The sequence below is a fragment of the Sporosarcina sp. JAI121 genome (assembly GCF_013408665.1).
Classification (GTDB): Bacteria; Bacillota; Bacilli; order Bacillales_A; family Planococcaceae; genus Sporosarcina.
This window is the reverse complement of record NZ_JACCCL010000007.1, coordinates 1-21266: the sequence shown is the minus strand read 5'-3', so window position 1 is coordinate 21266 and position 21266 is coordinate 1. Positions and strand designations below refer to the sequence as shown.

Below are 21266 nucleotides of genomic sequence, written 5' to 3'. Positions count from 1 at the left end.
CACACCCGTTCCCATACCGAACACGGAAGTTAAGCTCTTCAGCGCCGATGGTAGTTGGGGGTTTCCCCCTGTGAGAGTAGGACGTCGCCGGGCACGATGAAAGGTCATTACCATTAGGTAATGGCTTTTTTTGTGTTCACTTTTAAATTGATGGATGCTTCGAGTTTTTATTGCGCAGTTAAAATCGGTTGCTTCAGTTCTTGGCGCTAGTTTATACAAGACAAGTAGCTTTCATATCTATCCCTTCAATCCTCATTCCTTGTAATTACCCCTAATTCAGCATACCCTTTACATACATACATTCAAAACTAAAGGGGACATTATGCTATGGAAACAATCTATGAGTTTACAGTCAAAAAAGCAAATGGCATTAACCAGTCGTTGGATGAATATAGAGGTAAACCATTAATTATCGTAAATACTGCTAGTAAATGCGGTTTTGCCAATCAGTTTAAAGAATTACAGGAGCTATATGAAGACTATAAAGAGGAAGGACTTGTTGTACTCGGCTTTCCATCCGACAATTTTAATGATCAAGAATTCGCCGATATTGAAAAGACAATGGAATTCTGTGAAATCAATTTCGGTGTAACTTTTCCGATGTTCGCAAAAGTCGACGTAAAAGGTAAGCAAATAGAGCCGCTTTTTACCTATCTGGCTTCCCAACAGAAGGGAATACTAACGGAGGGGATCAAGTGGAACTTCACCAAGTTTTTAATCGATCGCAAGGGGAACGTGGTGGAACGGTTTGCTCCACAAACCTCGCCGGTTAAAATGAAAAAATCAGTCAAACAAATTGTTCAGTGAATAATAGCAATATTTTTACTTATTAACACTGCCTTGACAGTCTTTGTGACCGCTGATAGTCTTTTAATAATATTCAATTGAAACCAATAGGAGGTATATTGGAATGTGGGAATCAAAATTTGCGCGTGAAGGGCTTACGTTCGACGATGTGTTGCTCATACCGGGACCATCTGAAGTTTTACCTAAAGATGTATCACTGTCCGTGAACTTAACTGAAAAGATAAAGTTGAACATCCCGGTTATCAGTGCGGGAATGGATACGGTCACTGAGGCAAAAATGGCAATCTCCATGGCGCGCCAAGGCGGGCTTGGTATTATTCATAAGAACATGAGCATCGAAGAGCAGGCTGAACAGGTTGTCACAGTAAAACGATCTGAAAATGGTGTTATTACAAATCCGTTTTTCCTGACTCCTGAGCATCAGGTCTTTGATGCTGAGCATTTAATGGGCAAATATCGTATTTCCGGCGTTCCGATTGTGAATAATAATGAAGAGTTGAAACTTGTCGGTATCCTGACAAACCGGGATCTTCGTTTCATCCAAGATTATTCACTTATCATCGATGATGTCATGACGAAAGAAAATCTTGTGACGGCTCCTGTCGGTACAACATTGGAAGATGCAGAAAAAATCTTACAAAAGTATAAAATCGAGAAACTTCCTATTGTCGATGAAGACGGTATCCTTAAAGGTTTGATCACTATCAAGGATATTGAAAAAGTAATTGAATTCCCGAATGCAGCAAAAGATAAGCAAGGACGTCTGCTCGTCGGTGCTGCCGTCGGTGTGACGACAGACACAATGGTTCGTGTAGAGAAACTGGTGAATGCTGAAGTTGACGTCATCGTTATCGATACCGCGCATGGTCATTCCAAAGGGGTCTTGGATGTCGTAGCACAGATTAGACAACAGTATCCGGATCTTGAAATCATTGCTGGGAATGTCGCGACTGCAGAAGCCACGCGTGCACTCTACGAAGCGGGCGCTGACGTCGTAAAGGTTGGCATTGGACCAGGATCAATCTGTACGACACGTGTCGTTGCAGGTGTCGGTGTTCCACAAATTACGGCAATCTATGATTGCGCTACTGAAGCACGCAAGCAAGGCAAGACGATTATTGCAGATGGCGGGATCAAGTACTCGGGAGATATCGTCAAAGCCCTAGCATCAGGCGGACATGCAGTTATGCTTGGAAGTCTTCTTGCGGGTACCACGGAAAGCCCTGGGGATTCCGAGATTTTCCAAGGACGCCGTTTTAAAGTGTATCGTGGTATGGGATCCATATCTGCTATGGAACATGGATCGAAAGACCGCTACTTCCAAGACGATGCGAAAAAGCTAGTGCCGGAAGGAATTGAAGGGCGCATGCCGTATAAAGGTTCACTTTCAGATACAATCCACCAATTAATCGGCGGGATTCGTGCCGGTATGGGGTATTGCGGCACTAAAGATTTAGATGATCTGCGTGAAAAAGCACAGTTCATCCGCATGACTGGTGCGGGATTGCGTGAAAGTCATCCACATCAAGTCCAAATTACAAAAGAAGCTCCAAACTATTCACTTTGATGAGAGACTTTATTTCCAGATTCATTTTCAATAGAAAGTCGAATTGTAATTAAAGGAACTTATGCACCTTTCCTTCGTCTATATACGAGCGGAAAGGTGTTTTTTTTGTTTAGTCCCCATGTAGTAGCAGAAATATGATAAAATGATTGTGGAGAAATAGCAATGACGGAGGTATTACGGTGAAACGAAAATTGAGGAAATATGTGGCATTCCTATTAATGCCGCTACTACTACTAATGACAATGGGCACGGTTCCGGCTCATGCCGCATCAACACTCGGCATTAATGTCGACGGTGCAATATTAATTGACGCTGAGAGTGGAAAAATATTATATGAGGAAAATGCAGATAAGTCACTAGGCATTGCAAGTATGACAAAGATGATGACTGAGTATATTCTTTTCGAGGCAATTAAAGAAGGTACTATAAGTTGGGATCAAGAATATAAAGTGAACGATTATACATATGCCGTTTCACAGGATCGCCGTCTAAGTAATGTTCCACTGCGAAAAGATGGTACCTATACAATTCGTGAGCTGTATGAAGCGGTAGCTATTTATTCTGCGAATGCAGCGACAATTGCTATTGCCGAAACGATAGCGGGTACGGAAACTGAGTTTTTGAAGCTGATGAATGCAAAAGCCGAAGAACTCGGATTGAAAGATTATAAATTCGTCAATTCAACTGGCTTGAATAATATGGATCTTCAAGGGATGCATCCGCAAGGAACAGGTGAAAAAGATGAAAACGTCATGCCGGCGAAGTCTGTTGCAAAACTTGCCTATCAATTGCTAAAAGATTACCCGGAAGTGTTGGACACGACAAAAATCAATTCGAAAATCTTCCGTGAAGGTACATCTGACGCAATTAAAATGGACAACTGGAACTTCATGCTTCCAGGGTTTGTCTATGAATATGAAGGTGTTGACGGTCTGAAGACAGGTACGACTGACTTTGCTGGACACTGTTTCACCGGTACGGCAACACGCGACGGTAAACGGGTGATCGCTGTTGTTATGAAAGCTGTAGATGCAAAAGGAGTCGGTTCGTACAAGGCTCGATTCGATGCGACGCGTGCGCTGTTCGATTACGGTTTCGGCCAATTCTCCGAAGTGGAATTCGTTCCTGCAGGCTATCAATTCAAAGATACAAAAACGCTTGACGTCGTCAAAGGGAAAGCGAAAACCGTCGCCGTCGAGGTAAAGGAACCAATTCGTATGATGGTGAAGACGAGCGAAAAGGATTTGTTTGTGCCGGAACTTGTTATTGATGAGTCTAAAATGAAGGATGGCGCACTTCAAGCACCTGTTAAAAAAGGGACGGTTGTCGGTCACGTCAACCTCGTGAAAACAGAAGGAACGGATTATGGTTTCATTGATTCCGAAAACCCGGGAGCTGAAGTTGTTACGAAGGGTGCAGTTGAGAAGGCTGGCTGGTTCGCGCTTACGATGAGCGCAATCGGCGACTTCTTTGTAAGCATCTGGAACAGTGCAATCGGTTTTGTTAAAGGTTTATTCAAATAAAAGACAAGGCGAAGAATCCTTAAATGGATTTCTCGCCTTTTTTGATTGTCCAAGCGTCCATAAGGTCCCCGACCACTTGTTTGATGGCGTGTGTGGAAAGACCGCCGAATCCAAGAAGAAACGATGGTTCACCTGCCATGGGAACTGTTCTATAAGCGTTTAATCCATAAACACGGATGCCTGCTTTCCGGGCTGCTTCCGTTAAAGAACTTTCATCTCTTTCGGTATGGATAGTCAGGATAATGTGCATGCCTGCTTCATCGCCGGAAAATGAAACATATGGCGCATAGGAAAGAAGCTCCTCTGTCAACACTTGTAGTCTGCGTCGATAAATTTTCCGCATCCTATTCAAATGACGTGAAAAATGCCCTCCGGCCATGAAACGGGCGAGAATATGCTGGTCAAGACGCGGCACTGTGGCGGAGTAGTGAATGAACGCCTTTTCATAACGGTTGAGCAGCAATGGAGGAAGCACCATATAGGCGATTCGGAGTGAAGGCATGAGCGATTTCGAAAATGTACTCAAATAGATGACATTTCCACCTTTATCCATTCCTTGCAAAGAGGGAATTGTTCTTCCCGTATAACGAAATTCACTGTCATAATCATCTTCAATAATAAAGTGCTCGTCACCTGACGAAGCCCAGTTCAACAAAGCGGTCCTACGTGCTGCTGAGAGGACAATGCCGGTCGGGAATTGATGAGAGGGGGTAACGTAGGCAACGGATGCCCCTGAGTTCTGCAGTGAGCTCACATCCATCCCTTCTTCATCGACAGCAATTGGAATTGCTTCCCGATTGTTGTGAAAAAAAACATGGTGGGTCAGCGGATAGCCGGGATCTTCAATTGCGTATGTCGCTTCCGTACCGAGAATCCGGATGACTAGCGGCATAAGCTGTTCAGTGCCGGAACCGATGATGACCTGCTCCGGTGTACAGTCAACGCCACGTGAATGATATAAATAACGTGCAATTTCTTGACGGAGCTCCCAATCGCCATGAGGGTGGCCGAGAAGAAGAAGATCCTTGGAAGATTCATCGATAACATCCTTCGCATATTTCCTCCATTGCGTGAAAGGAAAAGATTCCGTGTCGATTTTTCCAGGCGAAAAGTCGAAGGCGATATCATCAACTTTTTCAATCACTGTATTTCCTGATACTTGCATCGGCTGGACGTAGGCAAGTTCTTCAATCGCCTGTACATAAAAACCTTTCCGCGGTTTCGATGAAATGAATCCCTCCGCCGCTAGTTGTGCATAGGCAAGTTCAATCGTCGTCTGGCTCACGTCCAGAAAATCGCCGAGTTTTCGTTTGGAAGGAAGTTTCATGCCGACGGGCAGTTTACCGTCTGTAATGTCCCGCTTGATTTGGTCGTAAATTTGTTCATATAAGGGGGTATCTGTACTTTTCTTCAATTCAATTACTAGCATTTCCACAGTTATCATTCCTTCTGACCTCTTCAACTTGATTGGAACTGGGTATTTCAATAAGGTCATAATCTATTATACTGAACAATAAGAAAAGGGGGAAGGTAATATGAATTTTAAATACGGCGGCGTCATCATGGATGTCATTAATGCAGAGCAGGCAAAAATAGCGGAGGCGGCAGGTGCAATCGCGGTAATGGCACTTGAGCGTGTCCCTTCCGATATAAGAAAAGCAGGCGGTGTGGCGCGAATGGCGGATCCGCGCATCATCACAGATGTTCAAGGTGCTGTTTCAATACCAGTCATGGCGAAGGCGCGTATCGGACACATTTCCGAAGCACGTGTACTTGAAGCTCTTGGTGTTGATTACATCGATGAAAGCGAAGTACTGACACCAGCAGATGAAGAATTCCATTTATTGAAAAGTGCATATAATGTACCATTCGTATGTGGAGCGCGTGATCTTGGTGAAGCAGCACGCCGTCTTGGCGAAGGAGCTAAAATGCTTCGAACAAAAGGAGAACCGGGAACGGGGAACATCGTTGAAGCGGTACGTCACTTGCGCATGGTCAATGCACAAGTAAGCAGGCTGGTTCATATGAATGAAGACGAAATCATGACGGAAGCACGCAATCTTGGTGCACCTTATGAAATCCTTCTTGCAATCAAAAAACACGGACGTCTTCCCGTGACGAACTATGCGGCAGGCGGCGTGGCAACACCGGCAGATGCTGCACTTATGATGGAGCTTGGTGCAGACGGCGTCTTCGTTGGTTCGGGAATCTTCAAATCAGAAAATCCTGAGAAATTTGCACGTGCGATTGTCAAAGCTACGGAAAATTTCAAAGACTATCATCTAATCGGCGAATTATCCAAAGACATCGGCGAACCGATGAAAGGCTTGGAAATTGGTTCACTTCAAGAGGAAGAGCTTATGTCAGTACGCGGTTGGTGATTAATTAAAAAAAGAGCGGAAATTAAACCGTACTATAAAATTGAAGGGGTTAATATGTTCAGTGTATGAGCATATTACCTCTTCTTTTTTTGTTTTTCAAAGTCTTTATTGCGACCGATTTTTATACCTTGCGTCTAAGTAGAAATGTTGAAATAAAGAATTCCGCTTATTCCGATTCGGCTACGAGCCATAGCGACCACTACACGATTCAATTAGTGAATAAAGAGAAAACCAACTTATTACAGGTTTCAAATGTTCCCGGAGAGTAGTTGAGATGGATTCTTTTTGAAGACCATCTTCGTTAAAAGAGAATGGTCTTATTATACTTGAGAGGGGGTGATTAGTATGGAACGCTTAAAAGTGTTTGATGCAAACTATACATATTTGAGAGATGAATGTAGAGAAAAAGTTCATCGTGAAGGTCTGTGGCATGAAACATTCCATTGCTGGCTACTGGATGAAAAGTTCGTCTATATTCAAAAAAGAAGTGTCGTGAAAAAGGATTTTCCTGGTTTGTTCGATATTACTGCCGCGGGGCATATTCTATCGACCGAAATTGTAGCGGACGGTATCCGGGAAGTGGAAGAGGAACTAGGTATTGATGTAGATTTGTCGAAGCTGCATTCGAAAGGTGTCGTGCAGGACAGTATCGAGCTGTTGAACTTTATTGACCGTGAGTTTGCGAACGTTTTTCTGTATGAATCAACTTTGGCGGCAAGCGATATTTCTTTGCAACTGGAAGAAGTGGAAAGCGTCCATGTCGTGGAACGGCGAGACTTGATTCAACTCTTCCTATCGGAGGTCCTGACAGTTACCTGCAGTAATATCCACGATGGGACGACGGTAGTAATCAGCCTTACTGATTTTGTTCCACATGAAAGGATGTACTTTGAGCAAGTTGCATTATTCATGAGATGATTACAGAGGAAAGCGGTTACATATTTTTGCCGAAAGGCTTGCCAAAAAATCAGGCTTGTAGTAAAGTAATACTAATTTCAAACATGAGACGATGATGGGAAGCAGTAGCGAGAACGCTTTTTAAGAGAGCCGGCGGATGGTGCGAGCCGGTAAAGACACTTGCGAATCCGTCCCTGAGTAGCCGGGCTGAACAATTAGTAGGCCTGAGCCGGCAGTTGAACCGTTATTTCAATGGAGTGGATTGGACGTGGTTGTCCAGTCAATTTGGGTGGCAACGCGGGTAGTTCTCGTCCCTTTTATAGGGGATGGAGGGCTTTTTTTATTGTCCAGCTTCAGCGACTAGGTACTCGGTTCCGCAAAACGTCCCGGCTGTGCAATAAAATGCGGCTCTTCGCCAGGTCGCCTTATGCCTGTCGCTTACTCTTTTCTTTGTTGTCTACTGTCCGTTATCGTCCAAAATTTAAGGAGGAATCAACCATGCTGGATATTAAAAGAGTCCGTGCTAATTTTGATGAAGTAAAAGAGAAGCTCTCTAAACGTGGGGAGGATATTTCTCAGCTCGACAAGTTCCAAGATCTCGATGACAAGCGCAGAGAATTGATTGCAAAAGTTGAAGTCTTGAAAGCGGAGCGTAATGAAGTATCCCAAAAGGTCGCTGAAATGAAGCGCAACAAGGAAAATGCTGATGACGTTATTGCACGAACGCGTCAAGTCGGGGATGAGATTAAAAAACTCGACGAAGAATTGAATACGGTAGAAGAAGAGCTGAACTATATCATGATGCGTATTCCGAATGTTCCACATGACAGCGTTCCGGTCGGTGATAGCGAAGACGACAACGTTGAAGTTCGAGCGTGGGGAGAGAAGCCTGAATTTGGATTTGAACCTAAACCGCATTGGGATTTAGGAACGGATTTACATCTCCTGGACTTCGAACGAGCCGCAAAAGTGACGGGAAGCCGTTTTGTTTTCTACCGTGGACTTGGTGCACGCCTAGAGCGCGCATTGATCAACTTCATGCTTGATCTTCATATTGAAGAACATGGCTATGAAGAAATGCTGCCGCCGTACTTGGTAAACCGTACGAGTTTGACAGGGACAGGCCAGTTGCCGAAGTTCGAGGAAGATGCGTTTTTAGTTAACGAAGAAGATTACTTCCTCATCCCGACATCTGAAGTGCCTGTAACGAACTTCCACCGCGATGAAATCCTGAATGTTGCTCAATTACCTGTAGCATTTGCGGCATATAGTACAAATTTCCGTTCAGAAGCGGGGTCTGCGGGACGAGATACGCGAGGGTTAATTCGTCAGCATCAGTTCAACAAAGTCGAGCTTGTCCGTTTCGTGAAACCGGAAGATTCTTATGATGAACTCGAAAAACTGACAGGGCATGCGGAAAAAGTATTGCAGTTGTTGAAATTGCCATACCGTGCGCTGAAAATGTGTACCGCGGATCTGGGTTTCACTGCAGCGAAGAAATATGATCTTGAAGTATGGATTCCGACACAAAAAATGTACCGTGAAATTTCTTCTTGTTCAAACTTTGAAGATTTCCAGGCGCGTCGTGCAAATATCCGTTTCCGCCGTGAAGCAGGCGCAAAACCCGAGTACGTTCATACACTGAACGGAAGTGGCCTGGCAGTCGGCCGTACTGTCGCAGCAATTCTGGAAAATTATCAGCAGGAAGACGGTTCAGTCGTCATTCCTGAAGTTCTTCGTCCGTATATGGGTGGAAAAGAAGTCATTACTTTGTAAAAACGAAAATCGTGCAAGGCGTCATTCGACGTCCTGCACGATTTCTTTTTTTGCTTTCTTTTTCCGTTCACGTATCGCTCTAAAAAATGCTGTCAGCATCTCCCCGCATTCATCCGCCAGCACGCCTTCAATCACATCGCATTCATGATTAAACCGCGGATCATTCAATAATCGATATAACGAGTCGACGCAACCGCCTTTCGGGTCCAGAGCGCCATATACAACGCGCGGAATCCTTGACTGTAAAATAGCGCCTGCGCACATCGGGCATGGCTCAAGGGTTACATACAACGTCGTATCTTCAAGCCTCCAGCTGCCCATTTCCCGACATGCATCTTGAATGGCGGACAACTCTGCATGAGTGACGGCATTTTGGGTAGTTTCCCGTAAATTATGCGCGCGTGCAATTACTTTTTCATTATGAACAATAATCGCACCGATAGGCACTTCGCCGAGCGCCTGTGCCTTCATTGCTTCGTCGATAGCCATCTGCATATATAGCCGGTCTTTATTAAAAGTATCCAAAGTCATCTCTCCTTGGAGATATTGTAGCACTTTAATGTGGGGAATGATGAGTGTTCTTCGGGTCAGGGGTAAACAGCGCTTTCCGCCTTGTAAATTGTCCAGCTCCAACGGCCAGACACTCGGGTCATAAGCCGGCTCGGTTGCGCGGCAAGAGCACCGCTTCGCCGTTCCGTCTTACGCCTGTCGCGTCTAAACGGCCGTTTCCGCTTTTCGATTGTTCCACGTGGAAAAAATCTGAATGTTGGAGACTGTGAAACATTGAATGGGAGCTGTTTTTCATTTCAGGCGTGTGATAAAATAAAGAGCACTATATAATGACAACATGAAGGAGGATTTCTGATGTCTGTTCCGTTCATAACGGTCGAAGGTCCGATTGGAGTTGGAAAAACGTCACTTTCCAAAGCAATCGCGGACACACAGCAATTCCATGAGCTGAAAGAAATCGTGGATGAAAATCCTTTTTTAAATAAATTTTACGACAACATCGAGGAATGGAGCTTCCAGACCGAAATGTTTTTCCTTTGTAATCGCTATAAACAGCTCAGCGATACTAAAACTGAAATTCTAATCGAACAGAAACCGGTCGTTGCCGATTATCATATATTTAAGAATCTTATTTTCGCAAAACGGACACTGCGTCCTGAAGAGTATGTGAAGTACGAGGAAATCTATAAGATTTTGACAAAGGATATGCCCGTTCCAAACGTCATCGTCTATCTCCATGCAAGTTTGGAGACGCTCATGAAGCGCATATCTTTGCGCGGGCGTGATTTTGAGAAGAACATGGATTCCGCTTATTTACAGCAGCTTGTGGAAGATTACGAAACGTTCATCACGTATTTTGAAACGGCACATCCTGAAATCCCCGTACTTCGGTTCAATGGGGATGATCTTGATTTCGTCAACAATGAAAAGGATCTTCAATTCATTTTAAATACAGTCGACGCAACGATACGAAAAGGAGTTACTTTTAATGAACTTACGTGAAAAATACGGCATCCCTCAAAATGCCGTCATTACAATTGCGGGTACTGTCGGTGTTGGCAAGTCAACTATGACACAGGCACTTTCAGATGCGCTCCACTTTAGAACGTCATTTGAAAATGTGGAACAGAATCCGTATCTGGACCTTTTTTACAAGGACTTTGAAAAATGGAGTTTCCATTTGCAAATTTATTTCTTGGCAGAACGGTTTAAGGAGCAGAAACGTATTTTTGAATATGGCGGCGGTTTTATCCAAGACCGTTCAATTTATGAAGATACAGGAATTTTTGCAAAAATGCATGTGGATAAAGGAACGATGAATCCCGTCGATTACGATACGTATACGAATCTGTTCGAAGCGATGGTTATGACACCATACTTCCCGCATCCAGATTTGCTTATTTACCTCGAAGGACCTCTTGATGGTATCATTTCACGTGTGAAAGAGCGCGGCCGTGTGATGGAACAAGAGACACCCGTTGCATACTGGGAAGAGATGCACATGCGCTATGAGAATTGGATCAATTCCTTCAATGCATGTCCAGTATTGCGTCTTGATATTAATGATTATGACCTTCTCACTAATCCGCAGGAAGTGGAAATGGTTGTTGAGAAAATAGGGCATTCCCTGAAGCAGACGTCACTATTGAAGAAATGAAATAAGTCACAAGAAAGCAGCCGTTGACATAGGCTGCTTTTTTCATTTCACAATAACCATTTCATTGGAATAGGATGTAGTGTTTACGCCTACGGCTGATTTAGGAGTGAAGGGGAATGAATCCAGTTATGCTTTGGTAATCGCTGATATGTTAACAAATGCAATCATTAAGCAATTTCCTCATCAGTTCATGTGAATGAAACTATGGAGTAAAGGAGTGATTAAGTGTACCCTAATTCGGATAAGCTTTCTTCTAATTCCCACGGGTCGGTTAACTCGGGCTATCTAGGTCCCTATTCGAAGTATACGGCACCTGTCAGGTATATACTGAATAACCAGAACGACCTGTATGGCAGGTGTTGCATAAGCAAGGCAGAGTTCGACTTTATAAGTATGAACCGACTTCTTTGGATGGAACACGTGAACTGGACGAGGATGACAATCATTAGCATCGTATTCGGTTTGCCGGATCTGCAGTTTGTCCAAGAACGGCTTTTAAGAAACGCAACGGATTTAGGTAATTGCTTACGGCCTTTTTATGGAGATAGACTAGCGGATAGGTACGCAGTGCTTATTAAGGAACATTTGGTGTTAGCCGCAGAATTGGTGACGGCGGCTACAAAAGGGGATGCGAAGAAGGCGGCGGAGGCAGAGAAACAATGGTATAGGAATGCAGACGATATTGCCAAATTTTTAAGTAGTATCAACCCGTATGCAGTAAAAGAAGAAGTGAGGAAAATGCTTTATACGCATTTGGCCCTAACGAAACTTGAAGCAGTTTATATGATTCAGAAAAAATTTAAAGAGGATATAGAAGTATTCGATAAAATCGAGGCGCAAGCTTTGGAAATGTCGGATATGATAGCGGAGGCGATTGTTATGCAATTTCCAGCTATGTTCATTCCCTCATGTTAAGAAAACCGGCACCCGCTCCAATAAGGGGGTGAGCCGGTTTTTAACAAGATAAATATAAGCCTTCCAACATGGAATAGTGTTTCGCACCAGGCGCCAACCCTTTGGGTCTGGACGGCGCCTGGTGCGTTTCTTAGTTATGGGAAAGCATAGCGGATTTAAGAAAAAATTCAGCGTACAGTTCCTTTAATATTTTCGTTTCGTCCGCTTTATGGACGCCGAAGACGAGACTCACTTCAGATGAACCTTGATTGATCATCTGTATGCTAGCACCTGTACGTGCGATTGCAGTGGCAGCACGTGCAGCGAGCCCAGTGGAATGCCGCATGCCTTCGCCTACAAGGACAATCATCGAATAATTGGAATGCATATGAACGTGATCTGCCTTCAATTCCTCTTTTACCCGGTGGACGATGCGCGCTTCTTTATCCGCGGTGAGAAATTTACTGCGGATGATAACGGACAAGTTATCAATACCGGAAGGCGTGTGTTCAAACGAAATCCCCTCCTCTTCCAGTATTTGTAATAACTTTCTGCCGAATCCGATTTCCTGGTTCATTAGATATTTGTCGACGAACAGTGTGGAGAATCCGCTGTCCGCGGCAATACCGATGACCGGCTGTGCAAAATAGTTTCGTTCATTGACGATGAGCGTCCCGGGAGCGTCCGGGTTATTCGTGTTTTTAATGCACACGGGAACGGAGCGGCGGAATGCAGGCATCAGCGCTTCGTCATGGAACACCGAAAATCCTGCATAGGAGAGCTCACGCATTTCCCGGTATGTCATTTTTTCGATGCCGACGGGGTTGTCGACGACATTCGGATTGGCGGCGAAGACGGAATCGACGTCCGTGAAATTTTCATACAAATCAGCTTCCGTCGCTGCTGCTAGCAGGGATCCCGTAATATCCGAACCTCCTCTGTTGAATGTACGGAGTGTTCCGTCTTTTGTAAATCCGAAAAACCCAGGAAAAACAACAATGCCTGGTTTGTCGCGTAATTCAGAGAGGCGTTCATCACCTTCCGGCAGGGCGCGTACGCGTTCCGGACGTTCATTGACAAGCAGCCCGGCATCTTTCGGGCAAATGTATTGTGCATCTATTCCAAGGTATGTAAAATAAGCGGCAATCAGCTTCGCGTTGTTATCCTCTCCTGAAGCTTTCAAACAGTCCATGAATAGGCTGGGGTCATTTTTGTTGCTATCAAGACGTTTACGCAAGTCCTTTTCAATGACGGTTATGATTTCCAATGATAGACCAAGGCCGGCAGCAATCTGTTCGTAACGCGAGACCACTTCTTTCAGTTGTTGTTCTGTACTATCGCCACGAAGAGCGCTCTCGGCTAGTTGAATTAGCAGGTCCGTTACTTTATCGTCAGAGCTAAAGCGTTTCCCAGGTGCCGAGACAACGATGATTTTACGGGCGGGATCGGCTGTAACGATTTTTGCAACTTTTTTTATTTGATCGGCAGACGCGACCGATGTACCACCAAATTTACAAACTTTCATTTTCATCAAATCCAATCTTTATATAATGGGGTAATTCAACTATTCTATGACTTTATCACAAATAGGGTTGTAATTGACCGAATATTTCACTATAATGTCCTTATGTAAAGAACAATTGTTTTTTCATAGTGTACATACAGTTGGAGGAATGGTCAAATGAAAAATGAAATAAACATTGGATTATTAGGGTTCGGAGTTGTGGGCAGCGGAGTGGCTAAAATTTTGCAGGAGCATCAAGAAGACCTGCAACACAAACTCGGCGCAACTGTGAAAATAAAAAAAGTCCTAGTGAAAAATTTATTTAAGGATCGGGAAACAGCGCTTACTTCAGATATCTTTACATCGGATCTGGATGAAGTGATTGGTGACCAATCTATTGATTTAATAGTAGAAGTGATGGGCGGAACGCATGAAGCGAAAGAAGCGATTGAACGCTCGCTCCGTGCCGGAAAAGGGGTCGTAACAGCAAATAAAGATGTTATGGCTGAATCCGGACCCGAATTGTTAAAGCTTGCGGATGAAAATAGATGTGATCTATTTTATGAAGCAAGTGTGGGTGGCGGGATTCCGTTGATCCGCACACTTGAAGATGGGCTCGCATCGGACAGGATCAGAGCATTGACAGGTATTGTGAACGGAACAACGAACTTCATTCTGACGAAAATGAAACATGACAAGATGTCCTACGAAGATGCTTTGGCAGAAGCGACGGAACTTGGCTTTGCAGAAGCGGACCCATCAGCGGATGTTGATGGAATTGATGCGGCGCGTAAAATGGTCATTTTGGCGTCACTGTCATTTTCCACCGAGGTTCGTCTAGAAGATGTATTTGTAAGAGGCTTGAAGGACATACAAGAAGGTGATCTGGAACTAGCAGAGCAATTTGGCTATACAGTGAAGCTTGCGGGATCGGCCAAGAAGAATGAGGATGGCATTGAAGTAGCCGTGGAACCTGTGTTTTTCCCGAATTCACACCCGCTGGCATCGGTGAACAATGAATTCAATGCGGTTTATATATATGGTGATGCCGTCGGGGAGACGATGTTCTATGGACCGGGGGCGGGCTCACTGCCGACAGCAACATCTGTAACGGGTGATATAATCGCGGCATGTCGCAATCTGCTCCTTGGTGTAAATGGAAAAAGGTTACACGCACCGCAGTATGAGAGGCAAGTGAAAAATGACAGTAGTAAGTTCGCACGGTATTTCCATCGTATTCTTGTGAAAGACGAGGTCGGTGTTCTGACAAACTTGACGTCCATATACAGCAAACACGGTGCAAGTTTGGCAACAGTCGTCCAGCATTCCGATAAAAAAGAGGCCAACGCCGACTTGATTTTCATCACGCATCAAATCTCGCGTCAGCAGCATCTTGATATTGTAAGTGAATTGAACGAAACACCAAAGGTAATCGGAGTAATTAGCCATTACCGGGTGGAGGGGGAAGAATGATGAAAAGATGGAATGGGTTAATCGCGGAATATAAAGAATGGTTGCCGGTGACGGAAAACACGCCTGTACTGACGTTACAGGAAGGGAATACACCCCTCATCCATATGGAGAACTTGTCTAAAGAATGGGGAATCGACCTATACGTGAAAACGGAAGGAACGAATCCGACAGGCTCATTCAAAGACCGCGGAATGGTTATGGCGGTTGCAAAAGCGAAAGAAGAAGGGAAAAAGGTCCTTATTTGTGCATCGACAGGCAATACTTCCGCGTCGGCGGCGGCATACGGAGCTCGTGCAGGTATGCGGACAATCGTTGTTATTCCGGAAGGCAGAATTGCTTTAGGAAAGCTGGCCCAGGCAAAAATGTATGGCGCGGAGATTGTGGAAATCGAAGGGAACTTTGATGAGGCATTGGCAATGGTTCGTGCAGCTGGCGAGGGCGACGTTGCACTCGTGAACTCAGTTAACCCTCACCGTCTGGAAGGTCAAAAGACGATTGCTTTTGAGACAATTGAGCAGCTTGGCAAGGTACCGGACATTTTTGTACTTCCGGTTGGGAATGCGGGCAATATTTCCGCGGCGTGGAAAGGGTTCAAAGAATATGCTGATAAAAAAGGAACTGCTTTGCCTACCCTTCTTGGGGTACAAGCTGATGGAGCTGCACCAATCGTTTATAATCGGGTATTCGAAAAACCGGAAACGGTTGCGACAGCAATTCGAATCGGGAATCCTGCAAGTTGGGACCTGGCAACCAATGCATTGTCGGAATCGGATGGAACGATTCTTGCTGTAACAGATGAAGAGATTTTGGAGGCATACAGTTTAATCGCTTCTTCAGAAGGTGTTTTTGCAGAACCGGGCTCATGCGCTTCAATTGCCGGTATTAAAAAGCAAGTGGAGAATGGATCGCTGAAAAAAGGGTCAACTGTAGTTGCCGTGTTGACGGGGAATGGACTAAAAGACCCCGATACGGCGATTGAAGTGAACAAAGAGAAGCCGATGATGTCACGCGAACAATTCGATGAGTTTCTCAGCGGGTTGAAAGCGGGGAAAAAGTAATGCCAAAATCCGATTTTTCCGTGATTGTCCCCGCATCGACGGCAAACCTTGGTCCAGGCTTCGATAGTATCGGGCTTGCACTCGATCTATACATGACGGTAGATGTATCACCTGCGGAAGTTTGGACAGTTACATATGAAAACGAAGGCTATGAAAGTTTATCGACCGCGGACGATAATTTAATCGTGAAAATCATTACTGATGTGTCGAAGCGTTATGGATGTGCAGCTCCTGTTTCGCAACTAATTGTCCGGTCAGATATACCACTTGGTAAAGGGCTTGGAAGCAGTGCAACGGCAATTGCGGCAGGGATTGAAATTGCAGACCATCTACTTGAATTGAATCTTACCGCGAAACAAAAAGTGTTTCTTGGAAGTGAATATGAAGGGCACGCGGATAATGTATCGGCTGCACTATTAGGCGGAGTGACGGTTTCTTATTTTGATGGTAATGAAATCGATCTTGTTCATATTCAAAAACCGAACATGGGCGCTGTAATTCTTGTTCCGCCTGAAGCGTTACTTACGGAAGCATCGAGAGGACTTCTGCCTCAACAGCTTTCACATGCAGAGGCAACGTGCGGCAGTGCGGCAGCAAATGTGCTTGCGGCCGCGATTGTCCAGAACGATTGGAAAACAGCGGGACGGATGATGGAAAAAGATGTCTTTCATGAACCTTACCGGAAGCGGCTATTTCCGGAGTTTGACCGGATTCGTGAAGTTTGCCGGGATAACGATGCGTATGGCATGACAATCAGCGGTGCAGGTCCATCGTTGTTCATCGCTGTGAAGTCGGGTGATGAGACTGAGCTTGCAGAGCGTTTGTCGGCCGAGTTCCCTTACTATGACTGCATCGCCGTCAAGCCATCCATTACAGGTGCTGTGATTAATTGAAATGATATAAAAAAGAAGCGGGGCCATTTATATGGCCCCGCTTCTTGAAGTTTTGAGAATTTGATCAAAATAAAAATTCGTTAACAACTAACGAATTTGAGTTCAAGTATATGCGCGTAGTTGAAAAAATGGAGGAGGTAGAGGGATTCGAACCCCCGCGGGATTTGACTCCCCTGTCGGTTTTCAAGACCGATCCCTTCAGCCAGGCTTGGGTATACCTCCGTATCAACAATTCATAATTTATCACGTCTGAAATGTCATGTCAACAGTTTTCGTTGAAAAAGAGGAAATTTGTTTTTGGATTGATTTTTCCACTGTTAATATGTATACTTAGTAATGCCGTGCTAGGTGGGGAGGTAGCGGTGTCCTGTAACTTGCAATCCGCTCTAGCAAGACTGAATCCCTTTCCGAGGCTGTCCGTATTGTAGGGCCTGCCTCTTGCACGCAGTGTTGACGTTTGGGTCCCGCGCAATGGGAACCCATGAACCATGTCAGGTCCGGAAGGAAGCAGCATTAAGTGGACTTTCTCATGTGCCGCGGGGTCGCCTAGACCGAGCTGGCGACAGGAGTAACGCTTATGTGCGGCTGTCGAAGGAAGGTGCACGGCATTAAATTCACAATTCGACTCGTCCGTTTATTCGGGCGAGTTTTTTTGTTGTCTGGATTGGGCGTCATTCCTCCTAATTTCTTATTGCTCTAATAAAGGATTCACATATATATATGTGCTATAATGGTAACATTAGCGCATTGCGTCAAAAGGAGAGGAAACTGTTGGTGTATCAAGCTTTTTATCGTGTGTACCGGCCTCAGTCGTTTGCTGAAATGTCCGGGCAACAACATGTGAAACAGACACTTCAGAACGCCCTCCTTCATAATAAGACGACACATGCTTATCTTTTCTCGGGTCCGCGAGGCACTGGAAAGACGAGTGCCGCAAAAGTTTTTGCGAAAGCGTTAAACTGTGAAAAAGGTCCGGCAAAAGAACCGTGCAATGAATGTCCGATGTGTCTCAGTATCACAGAGGGGTCGAATACGGATGTCATCGAATTTGACGCTGCTTCAAATTCGCGCGTTGAGGAAATGCGCGACATTATTGAAAAAGTGCGATTTGCCCCTTCGAATGCCCGTTTCAAGGTATATATCATCGATGAGGTCCACATGTTATCAAACTCAGCTTTCAATGCGCTTTTAAAAACATTGGAGGAACCCCCATCGCATGTTGTATTCATTTTAGCGACGACTGAACCCCATAAGCTGCCGCTGACCATCATTTCTAGGTGTCAGCGCTTCGATTTTAAACCGATAACGCCTGCCGACATTACGAGCCGTATGAAAACAGTGCTTGCGGATGCGGGGATCGATTTTGACGAAGGTGCATTGAAAGTGATTGCACAGGCGGCCTCGGGCGGAATGCGGGATGCACTCAGCATGCTCGATCAAGTTGTGTCGTTCAGCGGAGAAAAAATAACGGCTGGAGACGCGCTACTTGTAACGGGTTCGATAGGGGAAGACATTTTTCATCAATTGGCGGAAGCGTTGCTCGGTAAGGATGCCGGCATGGTACTTACATTGCTTGATCGGCTTATTGCGGAGGGGAAAGATATATCCAGACTTGCAGAAGATCTAATTACGTTTTTCAGGGACCTTCTACTTCTGCGAACTGCACCAAATTTAAAAGGTTTACTAGAGCTCATACCGGGCGAAGAGCGTTTTGTGGCAATGGCGCAACGATTTGAAATGGATACATTATATTCGTTCATTGATATATTGGCAAAAACACAACAGGAAATGCGGTTTTCCAATCATGCGAAAGTGTACATCGAGTCCGCTTTTTTAAAAATGATTCATCTCGAGGGCCCTGTACAGGCGTATGGTGGCAATCATGCAACGGATCCGAACCTTACACAAAAGGTGGCAGACCTTGAACGCACAATAATGGAACTGCAGCAGCAAGTGTCAAGTGGCGGGATGAACACGCAAGCGGTTGCCCAACAATCCTTACAACCACGGAAAAACGCATCAAAATCATCGCAATCCTTCAAAATTCCTACGGGTAAGATCCACGAGGTATTGAAAGCCGCAACAAAACTGGATATCAAGACAATCCGGGAAGAGTGGGCGGGTATGATGCAAACATTGCAAAAATCACACGCCGCGCTTCTTGAAGAGACAGAACCGGTCGCTGCATCAGAGAATGCTTTTGTGTTAAAATTCAAGTATGAAATCCATTGCCTCATGGCTTCTGAAAACCCTTCACTGCGATCAGGTCTGTCGGATGCGCTACGATCCCGCACTGGGAAGGCGTATGAAGTCGTTTATGTTCCTGAAGAAGGTTGGTTGAGCGTAAGGGAAGACTTCATCCGAAAAAACGGACTCGCGAAACAGCAAGAGCCGCTAGACTCTGATGAAGACTCTGCGGCTGAAGAAATGCTCTCCTTTGTTAGGGAAGCTGAACAGGAAAACGCAGATCCGATTGTAACCGAGGCAGAAAAGATTTTCGGTAAAGATTTCATAGAAGTACATGACGATTAAAAATTAGAGGAGGAAATGAACATGAAAGGTATGGGAAATATGCAAGGCATGATGAAACAAATGCAGAAAATGCAAAAACAAATGGCTGTGGCACAAGCTGAGCTTGGAGAAAAGCGTCTTGAAGGTACGGCTGGTGGCGGAATGGTGAAGGTCATCGTATCTGGAGATAAACAAGTCGTTGAAGTAATTGTCGATCCGACAGTAGTCGACCCGGATGATGTTGAAATGCTACAAGACCTCATTGTCATTGCTACTAATGATGCTATGACAAAAGCGGAAGAATTAACGAACTCTACGATGGGTCAATTCACAAAAGGATTGAACCTGCCCGGGATGTTCTAGGAGGTACATGAATGCATTACCCTGAACCAATATCAAAACTGATGGATAGTTTTATGAAATTGCCAGGTATCGGCCCGAAAACCGCGGGTCGACTGGCGTTTTTTGTCTTAAGTATGAAGGAAGATACCGTGTTGGATTTTGCGAAAGCGCTTGTCGACGCAAAACGGAACCTGCGCTTTTGTTCAGTATGTGGACACATCACAGATATTGACCCCTGCCATATTTGCCAAGATACTCAACGTGACGGTTCGATGATTTGTGTCGTTCAAGACCCCAAAGACGTCATTGCGATGGAGAAAATGAGGGACTTCAAAGGACGTTATCACGTTCTGCATGGCGCGATATCTCCGATGGAGGGGATAGGCCCGGAAGATATTAACGTTCCTTCATTGCTAGTCCGGTTGCAGGATGAAGAGGTCGAAGAGTTGATTTTGGCCACGAACCCTACAATAGAAGGAGAAGCGACCGCAATGTACATTTCCAGGCTTGTGAGACCATCGGGGATAAAAACAACGAGGATTGCACATGGACTTCCAGTCGGCGGCGATCTTGAATACGCAGATGAAGTGACATTATCGAAGGCACTGGAAGGCCGTCGAGAGTTATAGGGGGCCGCTTTGGTGTTTGGACGAAAGAGCAAGTTGAAAAAAGAATTTGATGAGCAGCTCCGTTCATTAATGATAGAAACAAAAGAAGAATGGGAACAGGCGCGAGGGATCGAGAGATATCTCAATGATTACGATGAAGAAGTGATTATCAGAAGGAAAATCGCCGAGAGTAAACACTTTTACTTATATAAAGAAGCGAAAGCAAGACGTTTGGGGAATAATTGATATATTTTCACGGGATCGCATACAATGGACCATTCTGTTAAAAGGGGTGTTTCCCGTGAAGGTTATCAGTATTATCGCTGTCGGTTTAATTCTTCTTCTATTAGTGGTGATGGACAAGAAACACATTCAGAAAGCATTTGAGCGTTTATCGGTGTATTGGTTTCGGATAGCATTCGCATTCCTCGTTCTATTTGCAATGAACGTTGCGGGGGGGTTCTTCGGGATTTATGTGCCCGTAAATATTACTTCTGGATTATTGCTTGCGGTTTTAGGGATACCAGGAATCGCTGCGCTATGCACTTTTGCAGTATTTTTATAAAAAGTTGTTATAAAGTGTTGACATCTGGTTGGAGACGTAGTAATCTTATGTATGTCGCCAGTGAGGCAGACGAAACATCGAGAAACGCAACATCGTTTCTTTTCAAATGAACCTTGAAAACTGAACAGCAAAACGTCAATGAAATACAGCGAGAGTGCTAACGCACTTGAGCAAAACGTTTCCTAGTAAGCTGACTTCTGTCAGGCGAAAAGAAACACAATCGAATCTTCGGATTCAGGGGAGGAATTCTATTCCTCTCCAGTCAGCAAGAAATGAGCTATTCATTTTCTTTATGGAAAA

The 21266-nt window shown here is 44.8% G+C and carries 20 protein-coding genes, 1 tRNA gene, 1 rRNA gene, 1 other RNA gene and 1 other annotated feature; of the genes, 19 read left to right on the top strand and 4 right to left on the bottom strand.

Annotated elements, in window-relative coordinates:
• From rrf to HDC33_RS16295, 4 genes are all read left to right on the top strand, one after another.
• Positions 1–93, top strand: a 5S ribosomal RNA gene (gene rrf, locus HDC33_RS16310); the annotation flags it as partial.
• Positions 94–327: 234 nt separating this feature from the next.
• On the top strand, positions 328–807 hold the full coding sequence (locus tag HDC33_RS16305) for a glutathione peroxidase (RefSeq protein WP_179393631.1): 480 nt from the start codon (positions 328–330) through the stop codon (positions 805–807).
• 103 nt (positions 808–910) lie between these two features.
• Positions 911–2374: an IMP dehydrogenase gene (gene guaB / locus HDC33_RS16300; RefSeq protein WP_179393630.1), complete on the top strand. Its 1464-nt coding sequence runs from the start codon at positions 911–913 to the stop codon at positions 2372–2374.
• A 179-nt stretch (positions 2375–2553) separates the two neighbouring features.
• Complete coding sequence (locus HDC33_RS16295) at positions 2554–3897, top strand: serine hydrolase (protein WP_370457499.1); 1344 nt, start codon at positions 2554–2556, stop codon at positions 3895–3897.
• 19 nt (positions 3898–3916) lie between these two features.
• Here HDC33_RS16295 and pdxR read toward each other — a convergent pair whose 3' ends face one another.
• Positions 3917–5332, bottom strand: coding sequence for a MocR-like pyridoxine biosynthesis transcription factor PdxR (gene pdxR, locus HDC33_RS16290; RefSeq protein WP_179393633.1), 1416 nt, complete (start codon positions 5330–5332; stop codon positions 3917–3919).
• A 100-nt stretch (positions 5333–5432) separates the two neighbouring features.
• Between pdxR and pdxS the strand changes: the two genes are divergently transcribed.
• The 3 genes from pdxS to serS all read left to right on the top strand — a co-directional run bounded on the left by pdxS (position 5433) and on the right by serS (position 8951).
• On the top strand, positions 5433–6278 hold the full coding sequence (gene pdxS / locus HDC33_RS16285; protein WP_179393629.1) for a pyridoxal 5'-phosphate synthase lyase subunit PdxS: 846 nt from the start codon (positions 5433–5435) through the stop codon (positions 6276–6278).
• A 345-nt stretch (positions 6279–6623) separates the two neighbouring features.
• The gene (locus HDC33_RS16280; RefSeq protein WP_179393628.1) at positions 6624–7196 is read left to right on the top strand and encodes an NUDIX hydrolase; all 573 of its coding nucleotides are present in this window, start codon (positions 6624–6626) and stop codon (positions 7194–7196) included.
• Positions 7197–7278: 82 nt separating this feature from the next.
• Positions 7279–7494: a binding site (T-box leader), on the top strand.
• Between the two features lie 179 nt (positions 7495–7673).
• Positions 7674–8951 (top strand): serine--tRNA ligase, encoded by a 1278-nt coding sequence (gene serS / locus HDC33_RS16275; RefSeq protein ID WP_179393627.1) that lies wholly within the window; start codon positions 7674–7676, stop codon positions 8949–8951.
• 21 nt (positions 8952–8972) lie between these two features.
• Here the strand turns inward: serS and tadA are convergent, their stop codons facing one another.
• A complete protein-coding gene (gene tadA, locus HDC33_RS16270; RefSeq protein ID WP_179393626.1) occupies positions 8973–9476 on the bottom strand; it encodes a tRNA adenosine(34) deaminase TadA in 504 nt (167 codons plus the stop codon).
• 339 nt (positions 9477–9815) lie between these two features.
• Here tadA and HDC33_RS16265 point away from each other — a divergent pair, with 339 nt between their 5' ends.
• From HDC33_RS16265 to HDC33_RS16255, 3 genes are all read left to right on the top strand, one after another.
• Entirely contained in the window at positions 9816–10463 is a 648-nt protein-coding gene (locus HDC33_RS16265) for a deoxynucleoside kinase (protein WP_179393625.1), read from the top strand.
• Entirely contained in the window at positions 10450–11118 is a 669-nt protein-coding gene (locus HDC33_RS16260) for a deoxynucleoside kinase (RefSeq protein ID WP_179393624.1), read from the top strand. Before HDC33_RS16265 ends, HDC33_RS16260 begins: the two co-directional genes overlap by 14 nt.
• 411 nt (positions 11119–11529) lie before the next feature.
• Positions 11530–12033, top strand: a complete 504-nt coding sequence (locus HDC33_RS16255; protein WP_255457476.1) for an acetylglutamate kinase — start codon at positions 11530–11532, stop codon at positions 12031–12033.
• A 130-nt stretch (positions 12034–12163) separates the two neighbouring features.
• On the opposite strand, the gene HDC33_RS16250 is transcribed toward HDC33_RS16255, so the two are convergent.
• Positions 12164–13537: an aspartate kinase gene (locus HDC33_RS16250; RefSeq protein ID WP_179393622.1), complete on the bottom strand. Its 1374-nt coding sequence runs from the start codon at positions 13535–13537 to the stop codon at positions 12164–12166.
• 156 nt (positions 13538–13693) lie between these two features.
• Between HDC33_RS16250 and HDC33_RS16245 the strand changes: the two genes are divergently transcribed.
• The 3 genes from HDC33_RS16245 to thrB are packed head-to-tail and all read left to right on the top strand — an operon-like array spanning position 13694 to position 16940.
• Entirely contained in the window at positions 13694–14989 is a 1296-nt protein-coding gene (locus HDC33_RS16245) for a homoserine dehydrogenase (protein ID WP_179393621.1), read from the top strand.
• Positions 14989–16047 (top strand): threonine synthase, encoded by a 1059-nt coding sequence (gene thrC, locus HDC33_RS16240; RefSeq protein WP_179393620.1) that lies wholly within the window; start codon positions 14989–14991, stop codon positions 16045–16047. Before HDC33_RS16245 ends, thrC begins: the two co-directional genes overlap by 1 nt.
• Positions 16047–16940 carry a homoserine kinase gene (gene thrB, locus HDC33_RS16235; protein WP_179393619.1) on the top strand — a complete coding sequence of 298 codons (894 nt, stop codon included), beginning with the start codon at positions 16047–16049 and terminating at the stop codon, positions 16938–16940. The genes thrC and thrB overlap by 1 nt, the downstream gene beginning before the upstream one ends.
• Positions 16941–17069: 129 nt before the next feature.
• Here thrB and HDC33_RS16230 read toward each other — a convergent pair.
• A tRNA-Ser gene (locus tag HDC33_RS16230) sits at positions 17070–17162 on the bottom strand.
• Between the two features lie 117 nt (positions 17163–17279).
• On the opposite strand from HDC33_RS16230, the gene ffs reads away from it, so the two are divergent.
• From ffs to HDC33_RS16200, 6 genes are all read left to right on the top strand, one after another.
• Positions 17280–17546, top strand: an RNA gene (ffs, locus tag HDC33_RS16225) — signal recognition particle sRNA large type.
• Positions 17547–17711: 165 nt separating this feature from the next.
• Entirely contained in the window at positions 17712–19472 is a 1761-nt protein-coding gene (dnaX, locus tag HDC33_RS16220; protein WP_179393618.1) for a DNA polymerase III subunit gamma/tau, read from the top strand.
• A gap of 21 nt (positions 19473–19493) precedes the next feature.
• On the top strand, positions 19494–19814 hold the full coding sequence (locus HDC33_RS16215) for a YbaB/EbfC family nucleoid-associated protein (RefSeq protein ID WP_179393617.1): 321 nt from the start codon (positions 19494–19496) through the stop codon (positions 19812–19814).
• Between the two features lie 11 nt (positions 19815–19825).
• Positions 19826–20422: a recombination mediator RecR gene (gene recR, locus HDC33_RS16210; protein ID WP_179393616.1), complete on the top strand. Its 597-nt coding sequence runs from the start codon at positions 19826–19828 to the stop codon at positions 20420–20422.
• 12 nt (positions 20423–20434) lie between these two features.
• Complete coding sequence (locus tag HDC33_RS16205) at positions 20435–20647, top strand: YaaL family protein (protein WP_370457498.1); 213 nt, start codon at positions 20435–20437, stop codon at positions 20645–20647.
• Between the two features lie 55 nt (positions 20648–20702).
• Entirely contained in the window at positions 20703–20966 is a 264-nt protein-coding gene (locus tag HDC33_RS16200) for a pro-sigmaK processing inhibitor BofA family protein (RefSeq protein WP_370457497.1), read from the top strand.
• Positions 20967–21266 lie beyond the last annotated feature (300 nt).